This is a genomic window from Bacteriovorax sp. HI3, from assembly GCF_059738875.1.
The window spans coordinates 3630162-3646035 of the sequence record NZ_AP026946.1; the positions used below are offsets into that span (position 1 = coordinate 3630162).

Genomic DNA, 15874 nt, shown 5'->3' on the forward strand with positions numbered 1-15874 from the left:
TAAATCTTATGCCCTCTTCATGCGCAGAAGACATCCAGAAGTTGTGGATATTTGGTTCAGAAACTCACTTAAATTAGGTTACTGGGCCTTTGGAAAGAGCGATATTGATGTCACCATTATGGTAAAAAAGGGGGCACCTGAACTCTTTTTAAGCCTGATTAAAACCCACGATAAAATCAAAAAGCTTTTACCAGTTATGGGTGAAGTCGTCTTTTTCGATGAATCCAGAGATCGCACACTGCTTTTGCTGATAAACCCTTTAGAGCTTAAACGAGACCCTGTTCTCATGAATAAGTATCAAGTGGCCCCACAAATTGAGCTCGCCGATAGAGTTGTTTTCCTTCATAAATTTTTAATGGCCAACTGGAGTAAAAAAACACTCCCACAAAGACCTGAAAAAATCGCATACACACTCAATCAAGTAACTCCTCACGACACTCGTCTTTCTTCACTGGAAGAATTGCCTGCCGTTGTCGCTGCTCTTTTGGGTGAAGATCAAAAGTTTATTGAAGAATACCGTTACTATCTCGACAATTACGGGATTGCCCATAAGAAGTGTCCGAAAAGTGACACTGTTTATTGTCTTTTTTACAATAAAATCTGCTACCTTCCTCTCAATAGAAAAATTTCCACTAACAATTCTGCCATCATGGAAAGGATTATTGCCTGGGAGTTATGGGGATGCTTTAGCAATCAAGCGACAGACAATCCTAAGCAAATGAAAAAGCATATGGGATTTTTGTTTGAGCAATCCGAAGACCACCTCACGCCATCCACTTCACAAAGACTTATAAAATCAGCGGAAGAGTTGGGTTTACTTTAGAAAAGAACCTCTGTTAATCACCATCGGTTCCTCAAAAACAACATCAAAGGTTTCCAATGGATTTCTCTTGAAACCAATTAAATTGGCATAAGCACCTTTTTTAATCACTCCTACCTTATTCTCTTCTCTTAAAGATTTTGCAGGATTTAAAGTAAGCGCACGTAGGATTTCCACTTTTGGGATATTGGCTTCGAGATAAGTTTTAAGTGTGCGCTTCACATACAGAGCACGGTTAAAGACTGGTGGATTATGAAAATAAAAATCCGGCCCAAAAACTAGCACAAACTTTCTTTGATAAAGCTCCTTTAGCCTCTGAGATTGTGCCCTATAAAAAGGTTCACGGTAATAACTGAATTCTTTAAGTGTCTCGCTATCTTGATCCGTCGGAGTGATGTAACGAAGAGATGATTTTTTTTTCGTCAACGTTATTTGATTGGCGTGCTCTAAGCTTTGAATACCTAATTTTTCGGCCAACTCAAAACTTTTTAATTCTGAGGCATGATAGGTGATCTTTTTAAATTTCTTACTTTTAGAATTAGAAAGAATCTTTTTTAAAAGGGCTTCATCCATTGATCCAGCGCCTGGATTATTGTCTAAATATATTTTTAAGATATCTACTTTTTGATCTAAATAACCTTGTAGAAGCTTATCCACATCTGTCTTGGCATTAACAATCGAGTACTCATTGTTAAAGTCGCTCATTTGAGCTTTTGCTGGAAATTGCCCCTTATTAGTAGCAATCCCTGGACCCGAAACATATAGATGGGGAAAATTCTTATCACTCTCCGTCTGTTTTCTAAGTTGAACATCAAGAAATCGCCCTGAATTCCCAAGATCACACAAACTTGTAAAACCAGCTTTTAAATAGTCTTTTAAAAAACCTTTTGCCCTTTCAATTCGTTTTTCCGGACCCAGACGAGCTTCTCTTGTAAGCGTATCCTCAAACTCTGTCTCACCCTTTAATTGGGCCAAAAGAAGATGAGTATGACAATCAATGAAGCCAGGAAGCAGGTACATATCCTTTAACTCAGTGACATCTTTTACCTGATCGCGCTTAAGGATTCCTATAATCTTATCGTCTTTAATCTGAATAACCTTTCCATAAACCATCTCCCCTTTCTCAGAGTCAAAATAAGCTTTCGGAAAAAGATTTAATTCACTGGCGTGGGCATAAGATAAAAGAAAAGAAAGAAAGACTGCAATCACAACGAAGACTCGCGCATTTTATCTAAAAACTGAATGTAATCCATTTTCTCAAGTGAGCGGACCAATGGCCTGACAACTCTTTGAGCAAAGATCATTTCTGTTGGAGTTAAGGTTTCAAAATAAAAGTTCAGAATCTTTTTTCTTTCCTCATGCTCCAAACTAAGAAGAGAGAAACTCTCTGGAAAATAAAGAAAGGTCACAAAAGGGATGATCTTTCTTTCAATGCAAAACTTGATGATATTTTTCATTTCATGCCAATTGTCTTGCTGAACAACACAATTAAGCCTCAAGCTAAGTGAGCCGAGTCCCTTGCTTACTCTTTCCTCTTGATAACGAAGAAGCTCTTCCACGTTATTAAGGACAAAACTTAAATCCCCTAGACGTCTAATTTTGGCATAACCCGCATGATCCAAGCTATCGATAGAAAGAATCATATTCTTAATTTTAATTCTATCCAACTGCTCTTTGATCTTATCTGTGAGCTTCCAGTGAAGATTAGTAGTAAAAGTCCATTGGCAATCTGGGTTCACGGCACTTATTTCGTTAATCAACTTATAAGTATCTGCCTGGATAAAAGGCTCACCTGAGAGTAAATCTACTTCCTGAATATCTTTAAAAAATCTCTCTCTTGCTGGCTTCCAGAAGTTTTCTTCGGTGTAGAAACCATTAGGCATTTTCCACACATCACACATTTGGCATTGCAAGTTGCACTTGCCGTTAAGATTCGCAGTCAGTCTTAGAATTTTTGGATTTTTAACATCAAGTTCGGCCATTGGCAGAAGCTTGTTGAGCTCCGGGCACTGATTGCACTTCATATCGATGAGTTCTTTCTTACAAACATCTACTTCACCAGAAAGAAGCTCTTGTCTCCACGCCTGCATTCGCTCTGATTGCCAGATCTCATCAAGACTTTGGTCTTTGATATTTCCAAAAGTAAACTTAGTACCTTTATGTCTGCAAACTCCAACTTCTCCATTGGGTTCCAGGATAATATTCACAAAGGGCATTACACAGAACGAGGATTTGCTGAGCTCACGAGATGAAAACGCTTGATCAACGGTGTGTGATTGATTTTTTAATTGCTCCAGAATGTCGAGAGAATGATCAACCATGGAATGTCCGAGGGCGCTTTACTAGTTCTCAGTAATTATTCTATGATCTAAAGATCAAAGTCAACAAAGACTCACCGCGAGGAAGCCATCGAGCAGCTAGAGAAAATTGAGCACATTAAGGCGAAAGTCCCTCACGGCTTTTGCCTGGCCAAATGGTATCAAGTGACCCTCGATTTAAGCCGTGGATTCACTCACAGCTGTCATCATCCGGAAAGACATCAAATCCCTCTTAAAGAATTGGAAATTGATGCCGGAGCCTTACATAACACCGTCTTTAAAATGCAACAGCGAAAGATGATGCTTGAAGGTATCCGCCCTCCTGAGTGTGAGTACTGCTGGAAAATTGAAGATGCTCCAGGAGAAAATATCTCCGATCGTTTTATTAAATCTATCGATCACTGGGCCTTTGATAAATTAGATGAGGCCCTAAGCACTTCTTGGGATAAACCAGTTAATCCCACTTATCTCGAAGTTATTTTCAGCTCTGATTGTAACTTAAATTGCATGTACTGTGTCTCTGATGTGAGCTCTTCCATTGCACGTGAAATGGAAAAGTTTGGACCTTACCCTAATCTTCCCTCTGAACACCGTATGCCCAAGCATAAAGAAATTATGGGAGATAATCCTTACATCACGGCTTTTTGGAAATGGTTTCCTGAAATTCTTCCCACCCTGCGTGTATTTCGTATTACCGGTGGTGAACCACTTCTTTCTTCAAATACGTTTCGCGTTCTGGAGTATTTAGAAAATCACCCGAATCCAAATCTCGAATTGGCCATCAATACCAACTTAAGTTATTCGCCACAACTTCTAGAGAAGTTCATGGCCCACATAAAAGTCCTTCTCGCTAAAAAAGCAATTGGTTCATACACAACCTATACAAGCCTCGACGGCCATGGAGCAGAGTCTGCTTATATCAGGCGAGGACTTGATTTCGAACGTTTTACAAAAAACGTGAATATGCTTTTTAACTCCCTTCCAGAAAGCCGAGTGATCTTAATGTGCACATTCAATCTGCTTTCAATCGGTTCATTTGAAAGGATGATTCATTGGGTGGATGACATGAAAAAAGAGGGAAAGAAAGTCGTTCTTGATCTCTCTTACCTAAAGGACCCGGATTATCTTCGTGCCAATATCCTTGATGAAAGCCTGGAGGCAAAACTAATTGCCAGTCTCGAACTCATGAAAACGCTGCCTTCTTTTGAAAGTTATGAAGTGAAAAAATTTGAAAGAGTGGTCAATTGGGCATGTTCGACAAAAAATGATGAAAGAAACAAATGGCTAAGGGCACACTTCCTACAATTTATTCAGGAATTTGACCGAAGATTTAATTCAAATTTCGAAGAAACTTTTCCCGAGTATGCGACTTTCCTTAAGATCTGCAAAAAAGCTGATCTCTGGATGAAGGTTAATAACCTTTACTGATACAACTCTTTTGCTCGCTCCAAGGCAAACTGCTTAAAAGAATGATTCGTTAAAGTGATAAAGGTATAACCTTTAAAGGCCGGTTTCTCTCTGATTTCATCTCCAAAAAGAGACTTTAGATCGGCCTGATCATAAAGAGATCGCTTTTGATCATCAAACCACTCTGCCAGCTCAACCCCGTGGTTCATTGAAAGTTCTTCACGATGAATGACATTCTTCATTGATTTTTTATTATCTAAAAGAGTCGCTCCTCTTTGAAGAAGATCGTGAGTTAAAAACGAATCAGTGAAATAAAAAGACAGTGGATTAAAATGAGTAAAACAGACTTTCGCTAAGTTTTTTTTCTGCAGTTTTCCCCAATCCAAAATCTCTATATTTCTTCCTCCAAAGGCCTTATTAACTGCATTCAAAGTCGTGTAGCCCCAGGTTGAAGCAGCTTCCGCGTACTCTTCACCTTTTTTAATACAACTTGAAAAATAAAAAGAAATCTTAGGGTATTTTTTTGTTTTCTCGGCAAGCTTGGCAAGTTCAACTTCCATGATTTCTAGAGGAAGAGAGTCTTTATCCGGGGAGATCAAGATTAAACACTCTTCGATCGGCTTTGGAAAAACTTTCTCATTGGTATAAAGACTTCTTAAAAGAGTTTTCTCTCTCCAGGCCTTAGGCACCAAAGAAGCTAATTTCTCATCAATGATTATCATTGGGTCCGCCACATGAGGGGCAGGATTAATAAAGAAAAAGCGCAGTAATGGATAGACTCCATCGCGAAGAGAAAGAACATTAAAATATCTTAAATAGTCGTCTTCGACTTCGAAGCTAAAAATGGGATTTAAACGAGAACAATATGGGTTGGAGTCTGGTGAAAGATAAAGCGCCGTCTTTTGTGACACAGCAGTGCGCTGATCCCAGATCTTTTCCAGTGAGAAAATGGAATTACCAAAATCAAAGTGTTCCATAATCACCATACACATCTTTATAAAGGCCTAGATTATTTTTAAAAGGAGCATCTGAACTCAGATGAAAAGTTGTACTGAGTTTATAAAAAACTTGCGAAAATTCGATCTTGGCATTGAAATCCACTGCAAATAAGAGCTCTTCAAGTTTTTTTCCAACTGCTTCAATCGAGAGATGAGTTGCCGAGTAAATAGCCATTTCTTCTCTAGGAAATTTATTTTCTTTAATCTCTAAAATTTTTGCCATCATCTTCTTTTGAGCAAGAATGGATTGAGGGTGCATTCTCACATCTTGAAATTCAACCGGAACAAGATCAACATGCTCAGAGTATTTCTTAAATGTCGGAAGACCTCCCCACTGTGTTAAGAGAGCGGGCAGTCCGCACATCAAGGCTTCAGCAATCGACATTCCATAATCATCATCATTAAAAGTGCTAAAACTCACAAACAAATCACTGGCATGGTAAACACCAAGTAATTCCTCCTCATCTAAATCACCGAGGAAGCGGACATTGCTTAAACCTTTATCAAGGAGTGAGCTCTTAAACTGGCTAAAGTATGAGCCCGGAAGTCCTCTCGTTCCGTGGTAAGGAAGAAGGATATTATCCCATGGGCCGGCAAGCCAAAGCTCGACATTGCCTCCAACCAAGTTTTTAACTTTAGTGAACGTATTAATAAGCGAATCGATATTTTTTTGTAACGACATCCGTCCTGTATAAAGCAGAACGACTTCATCTTTTAATTTAAATTTTTCACGCATCAGGTTTCTTTGCTGAGAAAAAGCACTGGCATTAAAGACACTCTTTTCTACAGGAAATGGAATGACCGTCGTGATATTTTTTGTGGAAATAAACATTTTATCCACAAGTAATTTTTGAGCATCAGAAGCAACTAAAAAATGAACAGGGAATTCATTTAAACTCTTAAGAGTTGTTTCCCATTGGCGGCATTGAAGAACAAAGTCACCAAAAAGATGGATAAAAAACTTAGGTTTGTCGTTATAGCGCCTATCACTTAAAACACTATTGAGAGCATTAAGAAGTAAAGCACTGCACGGTTCATGATCAACCCAAATCAGACCTTGCGGATTAATTTCTTTAATTTTGAGCGCATGTTTATAAGCACTGGATGGCGTAAGGTCTTCTTCAACTTTTAAGAACTGAATATTATGACCCTTCAGGCCCAGTTGATAGCTTTGAATCAAATTTTTAGTGATCAGCTGGCAGCTTTTCCAGAAGGAAACTTCCTCTTTGGTGATAATTAAAAAAGTCTGCTCTTTCATGGGGAAATTATTCCATTTTAACGATGACTTTCGCAAGTCCCATGTCGCAAGGCAAACAGCAAAGATGGTCGTCATCTCGATAGAAAACAGTTACTCTAGAACCTAAAATGAAGACCCTGATCATTAAAACCGGACATACGGAAACTTTTGACGCTCATCCAGAACACACACACATTGTGAGTCTGGGCGATGTCCTGAGAACAACAGTTCTTTTAGAAGTCTTTAAAAACGAGCATGTCACCTGGTTTACCTCAAAAGAAGCAGCTCTTCTTTTAAGTAAAAATCAAAAAATCAAAAAACTCACGACTGATTTCTCTGATATTGAAAACGAACATTTTGACCTGATTTTAAACCTGGAGAGAACTGATGAGATTTTAGAAATGATCTCTCATCTTAAAACATCTGCTCTTTTAGGTTTTAGTGATAAAAATCTCCCTGACTTTAGTTCTAAAAAAATGAACTGGAGTGAGAAACTCTTTACTCTCATTGGAAAAAAATGGACGAACGAAACTTATAGTTTTGATTGGGAGCTTCCTGCGACTTCTTCCTCTCGCCTAAAAATCGGTCTCAACTGGAAAGTCGGTCAGAAGTGGCCGGGAAAAAGCTGGCCCTTGGAAAACTGGGAAGCTTTGGAAAAACTTCTTCAATCTGATTTTGATATTTCATGGCAGGAAGGTTTTCATAATCTTTCTGAATACATTAAATGGATCAGCAGCTGCGATTACATCGTCACTCACGACAGCCTCGGACTTCACCTGGCCCTAGCGATGAAAAGGCCATTTGCCGCACTTTTTGGTCCTACATCGAGCCATGAGATTGACTTAGCAGGACTTGGCGTTTCTGTTTCTACTCAGGATCTTGCTGTTTCAACTCTTGCCGATATCGTTAACCTTAAGGCCCATCGACATGAGTAGACTACCAGATATTCATGTACCGGATCATTATAACTATGTAGGAGTGTTTCTCACCTTAAGTTGTAATATCGCCTGCTCATATTGCATCAACCACCTGGTTGGTCTGCAAAAAGGAAGAAAACTTCTTACGGCACAAGAATGGTCTCGAGGTCTCTCTCGTCTCAAAATGACTCACAAAGTGCCTCTGACACTTCAAGGTGGAGAGCCGACGATTCATAAACATTTCTACGATATCGTCAACTCCCTGCCAGCTGAATACGACATTGACCTCTTAACTAATATTCAGTTTTCTCCAGAGAAATTCGCTCAAAATATCGACAAAAATAGAATTAACCGACAAGCCCCTTATGCGCCAATTCGCGTGAGTTATCACCCGGAGACCATGGACTTAAGAGATACACTTAATAAAGTTATCGAACTTAAAGCTTACGGTTTTAATGTCGGTGTTTATGGAGTGAAGCACCCTTCTCAACTAAAAGAAGTTGAAGAAGCTAAAACACTTTTTTCTTCTCATGGAATTGATTTTAGATTTAAAGACTTCTTAGGTATGCACGACAATCAACTCTACGGCGAATACAAATACCATGGAGCCGTTTTTAGTCAGGAGAAGCGCTCTTGCCTGTGCAAAACGAGTGAACTACTTATTGATCCTTTTGGGAAAGTTTTCCGCTGCCACCACGACCTCTACAACAACAAAAATCCTGTAGGCGACATCCTCGATCCTAATTATCAAATCGAAGATATCTTCAGACCATGTGATTACTTTGGAAGTTGCAACCCTTGTGACGTCAAAGTCAAAAATAACCGCTTCCAGCACTTCGGCCACACATCAGTTGAAATCAAACTTTAGAAAATAGCGTAGATCGCCGGAAGAATAGATCCTCCTCCGACAAGAACAATGAACATGCTCAGGATGGCGAAAATAAAAAAGATCGGCATCAGCCACCACTTTTTATGCGTCTTAAGTAAAACAAAAATTTCCTTCAACATTTTGAAGTTTTGCTTAAACTTGGCGACTAAAGATAGCTTCTCAGGCTGATTTGGAGTCTGGCTCATTTTCCTTTCCTTTCTTGGCTCATTAACTCAATTTTGTCATAAAGTGTCTGAGCAATCAAATCATAACCTTCAGGACTACAGTGTTCCCAGTCATCAAGCAACACATCTGCTCCCTTCTGATGTAAGGTGAAGATTTTTTCGACATCGATAAACTCAGACCCTTCTTTTTTGGCTAGAGTTTGCAGGTAACCATTCGTTGATTGGTATGGCAAAGGATAATTCATCACCACGATACTCGAGTTGTGCTCACGGGCCAGCGTAAAGATTTTCTTCCAATAGATATCGCGCTCACCATTTAATTTTTCTAAATTGTCATACCAGTAACTGGCGTTAGAAATAAGCTCTTGATTCACTTTCTGAGCCTCAGGAGCAATTCTGGAAGAATTCTTTTCAATCGCTGTTTTTAATTCTTCAAAACTCACAATATCCTGGAGTTTAACCAGCCCCAGTAAATTCATCACCAGGTAATCACGCTCTAAGAGTTGAGGTTGATACTCCACAAGTCCCATAAAATCGCGGATCACTTCAGTGACTTCACTCGACTTAAAGGCCTTTTTTTCTAGTAAGAAACGAATAATAAGATACTCTTTTGAACCTTGAGACAGTTTTTTATAACTCTCCATCTTGAGCGTCTTAACCAGGCAATCCACTCTCTCTTTTGATGTTTTGGCGCTATGACAAGCTGAGAGCTCTTGATTGGAAAAAGTGACCTGCTCTGTCACCGAGTCGACTTTATCGATTCTATTTTTTAAATCTTGAGCAAGAAGAGTCACCACTTTATAAAAATAGAACTGAGAGAAAAAAGAATCAGTTTTCTGATTCATCTCTACCCATTTCTGCTCTTTTGAGATGTTGAGGGCCGAGATCTTTTGAACCAGTTCACTTCCTGCAAAAACGTCTGCACTTCCGGCCATCACAGCAATGACATATTTTTTCTCAGATGAGTATTGATTACTTTTATAAAAGTCTTCAAGTCGGGTGGCAATCTGCTCGGTTGTACTGGCACAAACCCCAAGGTTTCTCACCGTCACTTTCTTATTAAATTTTAAATAGAGTTTATACGGATAAGAATTATCCCAAAAAGTGTTTCCCCCATTGGTGAATGAGTCTCCAATGCAAAGAATTTCCAAAGGCTCTTTGCCTCCGTAAATCTCCATGGAACGATCGCGGTAATAGTCACTTTTTCCGGCCGATTCGCGGTCTGAAAGATTGTATTCGGCCACATCATGATAGATGCGGGGAAGATTGGTTTTTTTAATCAGGTAGCGTAGCCCAAACTCAACAGCAGTAACTGAAACAATAAGCGAAAGAAAAAAAATGGTGAGTTTTGTTTTCCAGTTTTTCATTTAGATGAAGTTCACATGCTCAGGTTCGCGGTTAATTTGCTCAAGGAATTCATTAACTCGGGCCATGCGGCAGTTGACTCGGCAAGTGCTTCTCACATCCAGCTCATTGCGTGCGTATTGAACTGAAGCTTCTCTTTCGTCTCCGAAAAGAACTTTTTCAGGACTATGAAGATTGATGTTCCCCGCTCTGAATTTCTCATTCCCAATATGAATGGGGCATGTGTAAAAATCCCCACTCGCTGTCATGTATCCCCAGTAAGGAAGCGCATGGCATCTTGGGTAAGTGATTTCTTGTGAGCGGTATTTATCAAAGGCTTCTGAACGGCAAATAATTTGAGTCGAATTGTTCTTATTTTCTTCATGAATAGCATCAAGTTCATTCATGATAGCTTGATCGTAGACTTCGTTTTTATCCAAGATCATTTGAGGGTTTCGAGAAAAAGGTTTAAACGCAATATAATCGACACCTATATCAGTAAAGATCTTCACCATCTCGCGCATTTGGTGTTTGTTTTCTTCCAAGACTACAAACTGCACTCCAAGAGTTGTTTTAAGATTTTTTTCTTTTTTAATCCTGACAGCTTCCTGAATATTTCTACAAACCTTATCAAATTCTTTAAGCGTCGTATGGTGAACTTTTGAATACACCTCTGGACTTCCTCCATTAACACTGAAACGAATCCAGGTTAATAATGGAAGAACTTCTTCCCATAACTCAACCGTCGCTCTTGAGCCATTAGTCGTAATGGAAACATCGACACCTGAGTCTTTTGTCACTGCGACTAATTCTTTAAACTGCGGGTGTAAAAGTGGCTCGCCTTCTCCAGCAAACATTAAACTCTTAAGCCCACTTTTTCCTGCGAAAGTCACAAACTCAGAAAAGACAGATGTTTTAAGAAGATGATCCGGCGATTGAACAAAATCCTTGCCGCAGAAATTACATTTGTGATTGCAATAAGATACTGGGGAGACTTCCAGATAGATTGGCGCAATCCTTTCGCCATTTTTAACCTTCAATACTTTGTCGAAATGCCAAAGCATCTTATGGCCATCCATGAAATAGTGATCAGTCATGAATCTTAACTCCCAAGTGTTACGCTCTTGAGTATAAGCTTGAACATGCAGAATGAAAACTATATCGTGTTAGGTATGAAAGACATCTCCTTCTTCAAAGAGAAGAGTAAACAAATCAGAAAAGACATTGTCCATACAGCTTTCGCTGCTCAAAAAGGGCACATTCCTTCTGCTTTCTCTATGATTGAAATCCTAGTGATGCTTTATTATCAACTGGCGAAAATTACACCCGAAATGACTCAAGACCGCGACCGCATTATTTTAAGTAAAGGCCACGGTTGTTTAGGGCAATACGCCATTTTAGCAGACTTAAACTTTTTCCCAAAAGAAGAGCTGCTTCGCTTCTGCTCAAAAGAAGGAATTCTGGGAGGACACCCCTCGAGAAAAGTTCCTGGCATCGAAGTCTCAACAGGGTCATTGGGCCATGGGCCATCCCTGGGAATCGGTATGGCACTGACAAATAAAAACTCAAATATTTTCGTTATCGTCGGAGACGGCGAGTGTAACGAAGGCAGTGTTTGGGAAGCCGCTCTCGCCGCCAACAAACACCAGTTAGATAATTTTTGGATTATTGTCGATTACAATAAATACCAGTCTTATGATCACACGCAAGTCATTTGCCCTCTCGATGACTTAAAGGCCAAATGGCAAAGTTTTGGTTTTCAATGTGAAGAAATTGATACGATTAACTCTCCTTATTCATTTATGGAAAGTTTCGCTCGCTTACAAAAGACGAAAGGCCCTAAATGTATCGTATCCCATTCGATTAAAGGTCTAGGAGCAAAGGCACTTGAAGGAAATCTTGCTCACCATCACCTGAGATCAATGAGTGAAGATTTTAGAGACCAGCTACTGATGGAGATTGATTGCCATGCGTAGTTCTGGATTAAATGAAATTTTTCAAATGGCCAAAAATGACAAACGCATTGTATTTGTCGGGTCCGATTTAGGTTTTAAAGTTCTCGAAGAATTCAAAAAAACTCTCCCTGAACAATTTTTTATGGAAGGGATTTCTGAACAATATATTATCGGCATGGCCGCAGGTATGGCGCTCAATGGAAAGATCGTTTATGTCAACACGATCGCCTCTTTCCTTACTCGTCGCTGCCTTGATCAGATTTCAATTAATCTCTGTTTAGAAAAAACGAATGTCCGTCTGTTTGCCAATGGCGGAGGACTTATTTACGGACCAATGGGTCCTACCCATACCATCATTGAAGATATTGCCCTGATGATGGCACTTCCGAATATGGCAGTCATTGTTCCGGCCGATAAAAATCAGATACTCCAACTTTTAAAGCAATCTGTTGATTACCATGGCCCAATATATATCCGCGTGGCCCGCGATAACTATCCAGACCTCACTTCAAAGCACGACATCGTCTTTGGCGAGCCTTGTCTCTTAAAAAATGGTGAAAAATTCGCCATTATTTCTAATGGGTATATGTCTCATACTGCGATGAAAGTTGCTGAAAATCTAAGAGCAGACGGCCTCAATGTAAAAGTCATTGACCTTCATAGCCTGCGCCCTCTCAACGCCTTAGCACTGGAAAAACAACTGGAAGGAATTGAGAGAGTTGTGACAATGGAAGAGCACATTAAGACAGGTGGACTCTACAGTCTGGTGAGCGACTTAATTCTTTCTCGCGACCTACCAATCAAAATTAAAAACTTCAACATTCCTCATCAATACTCAGAAACCTACGGTGAGCAAGATGATCTACTTAAGATCATGTCACTTGATTCTGAATCCCTTACAAATGAATCGAGGGATTTTTTCCTTAGAGTTGGTAAAGGTCTTCGTTAAGACACTGGCAGAAACGACAAATGTCATGGGCCTTTTTATCTGGATTAGTTAAAGAATCACGCAAGGAAATAATAGCAGGAGAATTCCAACCTTCCGATGAAAAGATGTTTCCAAATTCTTTGGCCGGAGCACGCACACAACAAGGACCAATGTTCCCAGCATTGTCTAACTGCACATAACTCATGGGTAGAACACAATGCTTAACCTTTCTTTCTTCTAGGGGAATTAATGGCACCCAGGTAATATAGATTTGCCCTTTGTACTTCTCTTTTAAGCGCTTTTCTTCACTCTTATATTCAGTATTGTCTTCAAACAGAACTTTTTTCATTCTGTCTTTTGTCTTTGGATAATAGTTATCAAAGATAAGTTCTTTACAGCCGATATCCAGGGCAAACCTGATTTTATCTTCCATGTGATGAATCGTCGTACTATCAATCACCGACTGCATCCAAAAGCGCTTTTTGCCTTTGATCGCCATTGCGACCCTTCTGATATCTTCACGGTTGTTATCATAAAGACTCAGTCCTAGAACATCCAATGAAGAGACTTTAAGTTTTTCCAACATCTCACCTTTTAATAAAGCTGAGTTCGTGACCACAGATGTGACCTTTCTTTTCTTATGCAGAATCTCGATATAATCAAAAATATTTTTATTTAAGAAAGGCTCTCCTCCAAGAAATCCAATTCGAAGAGCTGCTTTTGCGGCATCAGTCTCTAATATTTTATTTAATTCTTCAGGCGAAAGATCGCCTTCCTTTCCGGGACTTTCGGCCATATAAGTCTCAACAAAACAAAACTCACAGGCGAAGTTACATCTTTTAGTCGCAGAAATAATAATGGAAACTGGATGAAAATCGAGCACTGTCTCTTTCGTCCATTTATTAAACTGGAATTTTAAAAAGTTAATGATGACTTTAAGCTCTGGTGGATTTTTTAAAAATCTCAGCATTACATAAAGATAAAGTGAGATTTTCAAAGAGCTTCTCTCCTTGAAATCACATATTGCCAATAAAGCATCCGGCAGAATCCTTTCATAACTTCTTTAAGTGATTTCCACGATAGGGCCTGGGACTTCGTTTGTTTTACATTAGTAAGCCTGATAGGAACTTCTTTATACTGAGCTTCTCCTCTTAAAAGTTTAAGTAAGATTTCCGCTGTAAAAAAAAAGCCTCGGCTTTCAAGATTGATTTTTTTTATGACTGAGACTTTGTATAAAGAAGTCCCATTAAAATACTTAAGTCTATGTCCGAAAGCTAAATTAATAATATGCGTATAAATGCGAGAAAGCTTTTGCCTAAAAGCACTGCGCTCTTCCGGGTTTTCAACGTAGGTCACCAAGACATCTTCTTGATTTAAATCTGCTACATGAATCATGACACTTTCCGGGTCATTTTCATTGTCGCCTGGAAGTAAAAAAGCATAATCCATTTTTGCTGATTGGATGCCACTTAAAAAAGCGGCCCCTAATCCCTGAGATTTTAAATGGGTGATGACCATAAGTGAGGGATAGAGAAGCTGAAGATCTTTTAGAATAACGGCGGTTTGATCCGTGCTTCCATCATTAACCGCAATCACTTCACCTGAAAGGTTAAATTTCGACAATGCTTTAAAAGCACCATGAATTGTGTTGGCGATTTCTGCTTCTTCGTTTCTGGCAGGGACAATAATAGACAGTGTCTTCATTAACTAGGATTGTAGCAACTTATTAGTGAGTTCTACAATACGGCGGGCTTCGCTTTCTGAGACACAAAGAGGAAGATTGACGATTTCTCTAGCGACAACTTGAGAATAATTGCGCTCTGAAAGATACTTATGACCCTGGTAAGGTTTAAGCTCTGGAAGTGAATAATTATACATATCTCCTACCTGAATCCCATGTGAAAGCATGGATTCCATATAGGACTTGCGGTTTTTTACTAAAATATTATAGTGCGACACAACTACGTCTTCAGCGACATCAATCTTAGAAACTTTTAAACCCTGTTGATAAACGCGAGAGATTAGCTGGATAGACTCGGCCGTATCAGAAAACTTCTCTAATTGCAGGCGTCCAATAGAAGCTTCGAAGGAACTTAGGTTCTGAAAACTATCTTTTGGAATTTCAATCTTATTCACATCAAAGAGTTTAACGAAGTAATCAATAAACCCATGGCGTTCAAGAAAATTAGTCACATTATAAAAAGGTTTCCAGAAAGCAACAAAGGCAAGAAAGAGATAGGCTCTTTTAAAAAAACCGCGTGCTGCTGAGTCTGAAAACAAGTGAGCTTTTACTGAATCGATCTTCTTAATTAATTCTGCATCATTAGTCGTGAGCATCCCTCCAAAAACAGAGGTCACGGGCTTACTAAGCCCAAGCCCAAAGAGGGCCATATCCCCAAAATGAGCGATGGTTTTCCCTTGGGATTTCCCATTGAGTAAATGGGTGCAGTCCTGAATGATTTTGATATGGGGATAATGCTCTTTAATAAATTGAACTTCGCCTAAATTAACGGGAGCCCCGTAGAGCGAAGTAAAAACAATGGCACCAGTTTCTTTGGTTATAGCTTTCTTTAAAAGCTCAAAATCTATCGAAAGGTCTTCTTTTCGTACATCGACAAAAACCGAGTGATTGCCACTTTCTTCTATGGCATGCGCCATAACAATGCAGGTATAGGCCGGGAGGATAATCTCCTTTTTCTCGATTTGATGAGCTTTTAAAAAAGCATAGAGCACCATTCTCCCATAAGAAAAAGAACGGGCGTACTTCTGTCCCATAAAAACAGCAAACTCTTCTTCAAAGTCTTGAACTTCTGACTTTGGTGTAAGAGAGAAAATTTTCTTAAATTCGCCCCAACCAAGATTGGGTTTAAACCTAGGGATCATCGTTTTGCCTCTGA

The 15874-nt window shown here is 39.3% G+C and carries 16 protein-coding genes; 6 read left to right on the plus strand and 10 right to left on the minus strand.

Annotated features, from left to right (window positions below):
* Positions 1–19: 19 nt before the first annotated feature.
* On the plus strand, positions 20–823 hold the full coding sequence (locus tag AC6JA8_RS18020) for a hypothetical protein (protein ID WP_497975044.1): 804 nt from the start codon (positions 20–22) through the stop codon (positions 821–823).
* Here AC6JA8_RS18020 and AC6JA8_RS18025 read toward each other — a convergent pair.
* The gene (locus AC6JA8_RS18025; protein ID WP_497975045.1) at positions 815–2029 is read right to left on the minus strand and encodes an amidohydrolase family protein; all 1215 of its coding nucleotides are present in this window, start codon (positions 2027–2029) and stop codon (positions 815–817) included. The two genes, AC6JA8_RS18020 and AC6JA8_RS18025, sit on opposite strands and share 9 nt — an antisense overlap.
* A complete protein-coding gene (locus AC6JA8_RS18030; protein ID WP_497975046.1) occupies positions 2026–3141 on the minus strand; it encodes an SPASM domain-containing protein in 1116 nt (371 codons plus the stop codon). Before AC6JA8_RS18030 ends, AC6JA8_RS18025 begins: the two co-directional genes overlap by 4 nt.
* 144 nt (positions 3142–3285) lie before the next feature.
* Between AC6JA8_RS18030 and AC6JA8_RS18035 the strand changes: the two genes are divergently transcribed.
* Positions 3286–4566 (plus strand): twitch domain-containing radical SAM protein, encoded by a 1281-nt coding sequence (locus AC6JA8_RS18035; protein WP_497976893.1) that lies wholly within the window; start codon positions 3286–3288, stop codon positions 4564–4566.
* Here AC6JA8_RS18035 and AC6JA8_RS18040 read toward each other — a convergent pair.
* Positions 4560–5531 (minus strand): hypothetical protein, encoded by a 972-nt coding sequence (locus AC6JA8_RS18040; protein WP_497975047.1) that lies wholly within the window; start codon positions 5529–5531, stop codon positions 4560–4562. The two genes, AC6JA8_RS18035 and AC6JA8_RS18040, sit on opposite strands and share 7 nt — an antisense overlap.
* Entirely contained in the window at positions 5509–6801 is a 1293-nt protein-coding gene (locus tag AC6JA8_RS18045) for a glycosyltransferase family 4 protein (RefSeq protein WP_497975048.1), read from the minus strand. Before AC6JA8_RS18045 ends, AC6JA8_RS18040 begins: the two co-directional genes overlap by 23 nt.
* 107 nt (positions 6802–6908) lie before the next feature.
* On the opposite strand from AC6JA8_RS18045, the gene AC6JA8_RS18050 reads away from it, so the two are divergent.
* Positions 6909–7715: a glycosyltransferase family 9 protein gene (locus tag AC6JA8_RS18050; protein WP_497975049.1), complete on the plus strand. Its 807-nt coding sequence runs from the start codon at positions 6909–6911 to the stop codon at positions 7713–7715.
* On the plus strand, positions 7708–8565 hold the full coding sequence (locus AC6JA8_RS18055) for a radical SAM protein (RefSeq protein WP_497975050.1): 858 nt from the start codon (positions 7708–7710) through the stop codon (positions 8563–8565). The genes AC6JA8_RS18050 and AC6JA8_RS18055 overlap by 8 nt, the downstream gene beginning before the upstream one ends.
* On the opposite strand, the gene AC6JA8_RS18060 is transcribed toward AC6JA8_RS18055, so the two are convergent.
* From AC6JA8_RS18060 to AC6JA8_RS18070, 3 genes are read right to left on the minus strand one after another with little or no spacing between them, the layout of a single operon-like run.
* A complete protein-coding gene (locus tag AC6JA8_RS18060; RefSeq protein ID WP_102245208.1) occupies positions 8562–8771 on the minus strand; it encodes a DUF5989 family protein in 210 nt (69 codons plus the stop codon). The two genes, AC6JA8_RS18055 and AC6JA8_RS18060, sit on opposite strands and share 4 nt — an antisense overlap.
* A complete protein-coding gene (locus tag AC6JA8_RS18065) occupies positions 8768–10117 on the minus strand; it encodes an SGNH/GDSL hydrolase family protein (protein ID WP_497975051.1) in 1350 nt (449 codons plus the stop codon). The genes AC6JA8_RS18060 and AC6JA8_RS18065 overlap by 4 nt, the downstream gene beginning before the upstream one ends.
* The gene (locus AC6JA8_RS18070; RefSeq protein ID WP_497975052.1) at positions 10118–11191 is read right to left on the minus strand and encodes a radical SAM protein; all 1074 of its coding nucleotides are present in this window, start codon (positions 11189–11191) and stop codon (positions 10118–10120) included.
* A 45-nt stretch (positions 11192–11236) separates the two neighbouring features.
* On the opposite strand from AC6JA8_RS18070, the gene AC6JA8_RS18075 reads away from it, so the two are divergent.
* Together AC6JA8_RS18075 and AC6JA8_RS18080 are read left to right on the plus strand one after the other, a co-directional pair.
* Positions 11237–12070 carry a transketolase gene (locus AC6JA8_RS18075; protein WP_497975053.1) on the plus strand — a complete coding sequence of 278 codons (834 nt, stop codon included), beginning with the start codon at positions 11237–11239 and terminating at the stop codon, positions 12068–12070.
* Positions 12063–12998, plus strand: coding sequence for a transketolase family protein (locus AC6JA8_RS18080; protein ID WP_497975054.1), 936 nt, complete (start codon positions 12063–12065; stop codon positions 12996–12998). The genes AC6JA8_RS18075 and AC6JA8_RS18080 overlap by 8 nt, the downstream gene beginning before the upstream one ends.
* Here the strand turns inward: AC6JA8_RS18080 and AC6JA8_RS18085 are convergent.
* From AC6JA8_RS18085 to AC6JA8_RS18095, 3 genes are read right to left on the minus strand one after another with little or no spacing between them, the layout of a single operon-like run.
* Entirely contained in the window at positions 12973–13974 is a 1002-nt protein-coding gene (locus tag AC6JA8_RS18085) for a radical SAM/SPASM domain-containing protein (protein ID WP_497975055.1), read from the minus strand. The two genes, AC6JA8_RS18080 and AC6JA8_RS18085, sit on opposite strands and share 26 nt — an antisense overlap.
* A complete protein-coding gene (locus AC6JA8_RS18090; RefSeq protein WP_497975056.1) occupies positions 13971–14681 on the minus strand; it encodes a glycosyltransferase family 2 protein in 711 nt (236 codons plus the stop codon). The genes AC6JA8_RS18085 and AC6JA8_RS18090 overlap by 4 nt, the downstream gene beginning before the upstream one ends.
* Positions 14682–14684: 3 nt before the next feature.
* A complete protein-coding gene (locus tag AC6JA8_RS18095; RefSeq protein WP_497975057.1) occupies positions 14685–15860 on the minus strand; it encodes a DegT/DnrJ/EryC1/StrS family aminotransferase in 1176 nt (391 codons plus the stop codon).
* Between the last annotated feature and the right edge of the window lie 14 nt (positions 15861–15874).

Excerpts from the sequence above, each read along its gene's own strand:
- AC6JA8_RS18060 (WP_102245208.1), bottom strand. The coding sequence starts at position 8,771 with ATGAGCCAGACTCCAAATCAGCCTGAGAAGCTATCTTTAGTCGCCAAG.
- AC6JA8_RS18065 (WP_497975051.1), bottom strand. The coding sequence starts at position 10,117 with ATGAAAAACTGGAAAACAAAACTCACCATTTTTTTTCTTTCGCTTATT.
- AC6JA8_RS18070 (WP_497975052.1), bottom strand. The coding sequence starts at position 11,191 with ATGACTGATCACTATTTCATGGATGGCCATAAGATGCTTTGGCATTTC.
- AC6JA8_RS18055 (WP_497975050.1), top strand. The coding sequence starts at position 7,708 with ATGAGTAGACTACCAGATATTCATGTACCGGATCATTATAACTATGTA.
- AC6JA8_RS18030 (WP_497975046.1), bottom strand. The coding sequence starts at position 3,141 with ATGGTTGATCATTCTCTCGACATTCTGGAGCAATTAAAAAATCAATCA.
- AC6JA8_RS18045 (WP_497975048.1), bottom strand. The coding sequence starts at position 6,801 with ATGAAAGAGCAGACTTTTTTAATTATCACCAAAGAGGAAGTTTCCTTC.
- AC6JA8_RS18050 (WP_497975049.1), top strand. The coding sequence starts at position 6,909 with ATGAAGACCCTGATCATTAAAACCGGACATACGGAAACTTTTGACGCT.
- AC6JA8_RS18090 (WP_497975056.1), bottom strand. The coding sequence starts at position 14,681 with ATGAAGACACTGTCTATTATTGTCCCTGCCAGAAACGAAGAAGCAGAA.
- AC6JA8_RS18095 (WP_497975057.1), bottom strand. The coding sequence starts at position 15,860 with ATGATCCCTAGGTTTAAACCCAATCTTGGTTGGGGCGAATTTAAGAAA.
- AC6JA8_RS18075 (WP_497975053.1), top strand. The coding sequence starts at position 11,237 with ATGCAGAATGAAAACTATATCGTGTTAGGTATGAAAGACATCTCCTTC.
- AC6JA8_RS18040 (WP_497975047.1), bottom strand. The coding sequence starts at position 5,531 with ATGGTGATTATGGAACACTTTGATTTTGGTAATTCCATTTTCTCACTG.
- AC6JA8_RS18020 (WP_497975044.1), top strand. The coding sequence starts at position 20 with ATGCGCAGAAGACATCCAGAAGTTGTGGATATTTGGTTCAGAAACTCA.
- AC6JA8_RS18080 (WP_497975054.1), top strand. The coding sequence starts at position 12,063 with ATGCGTAGTTCTGGATTAAATGAAATTTTTCAAATGGCCAAAAATGAC.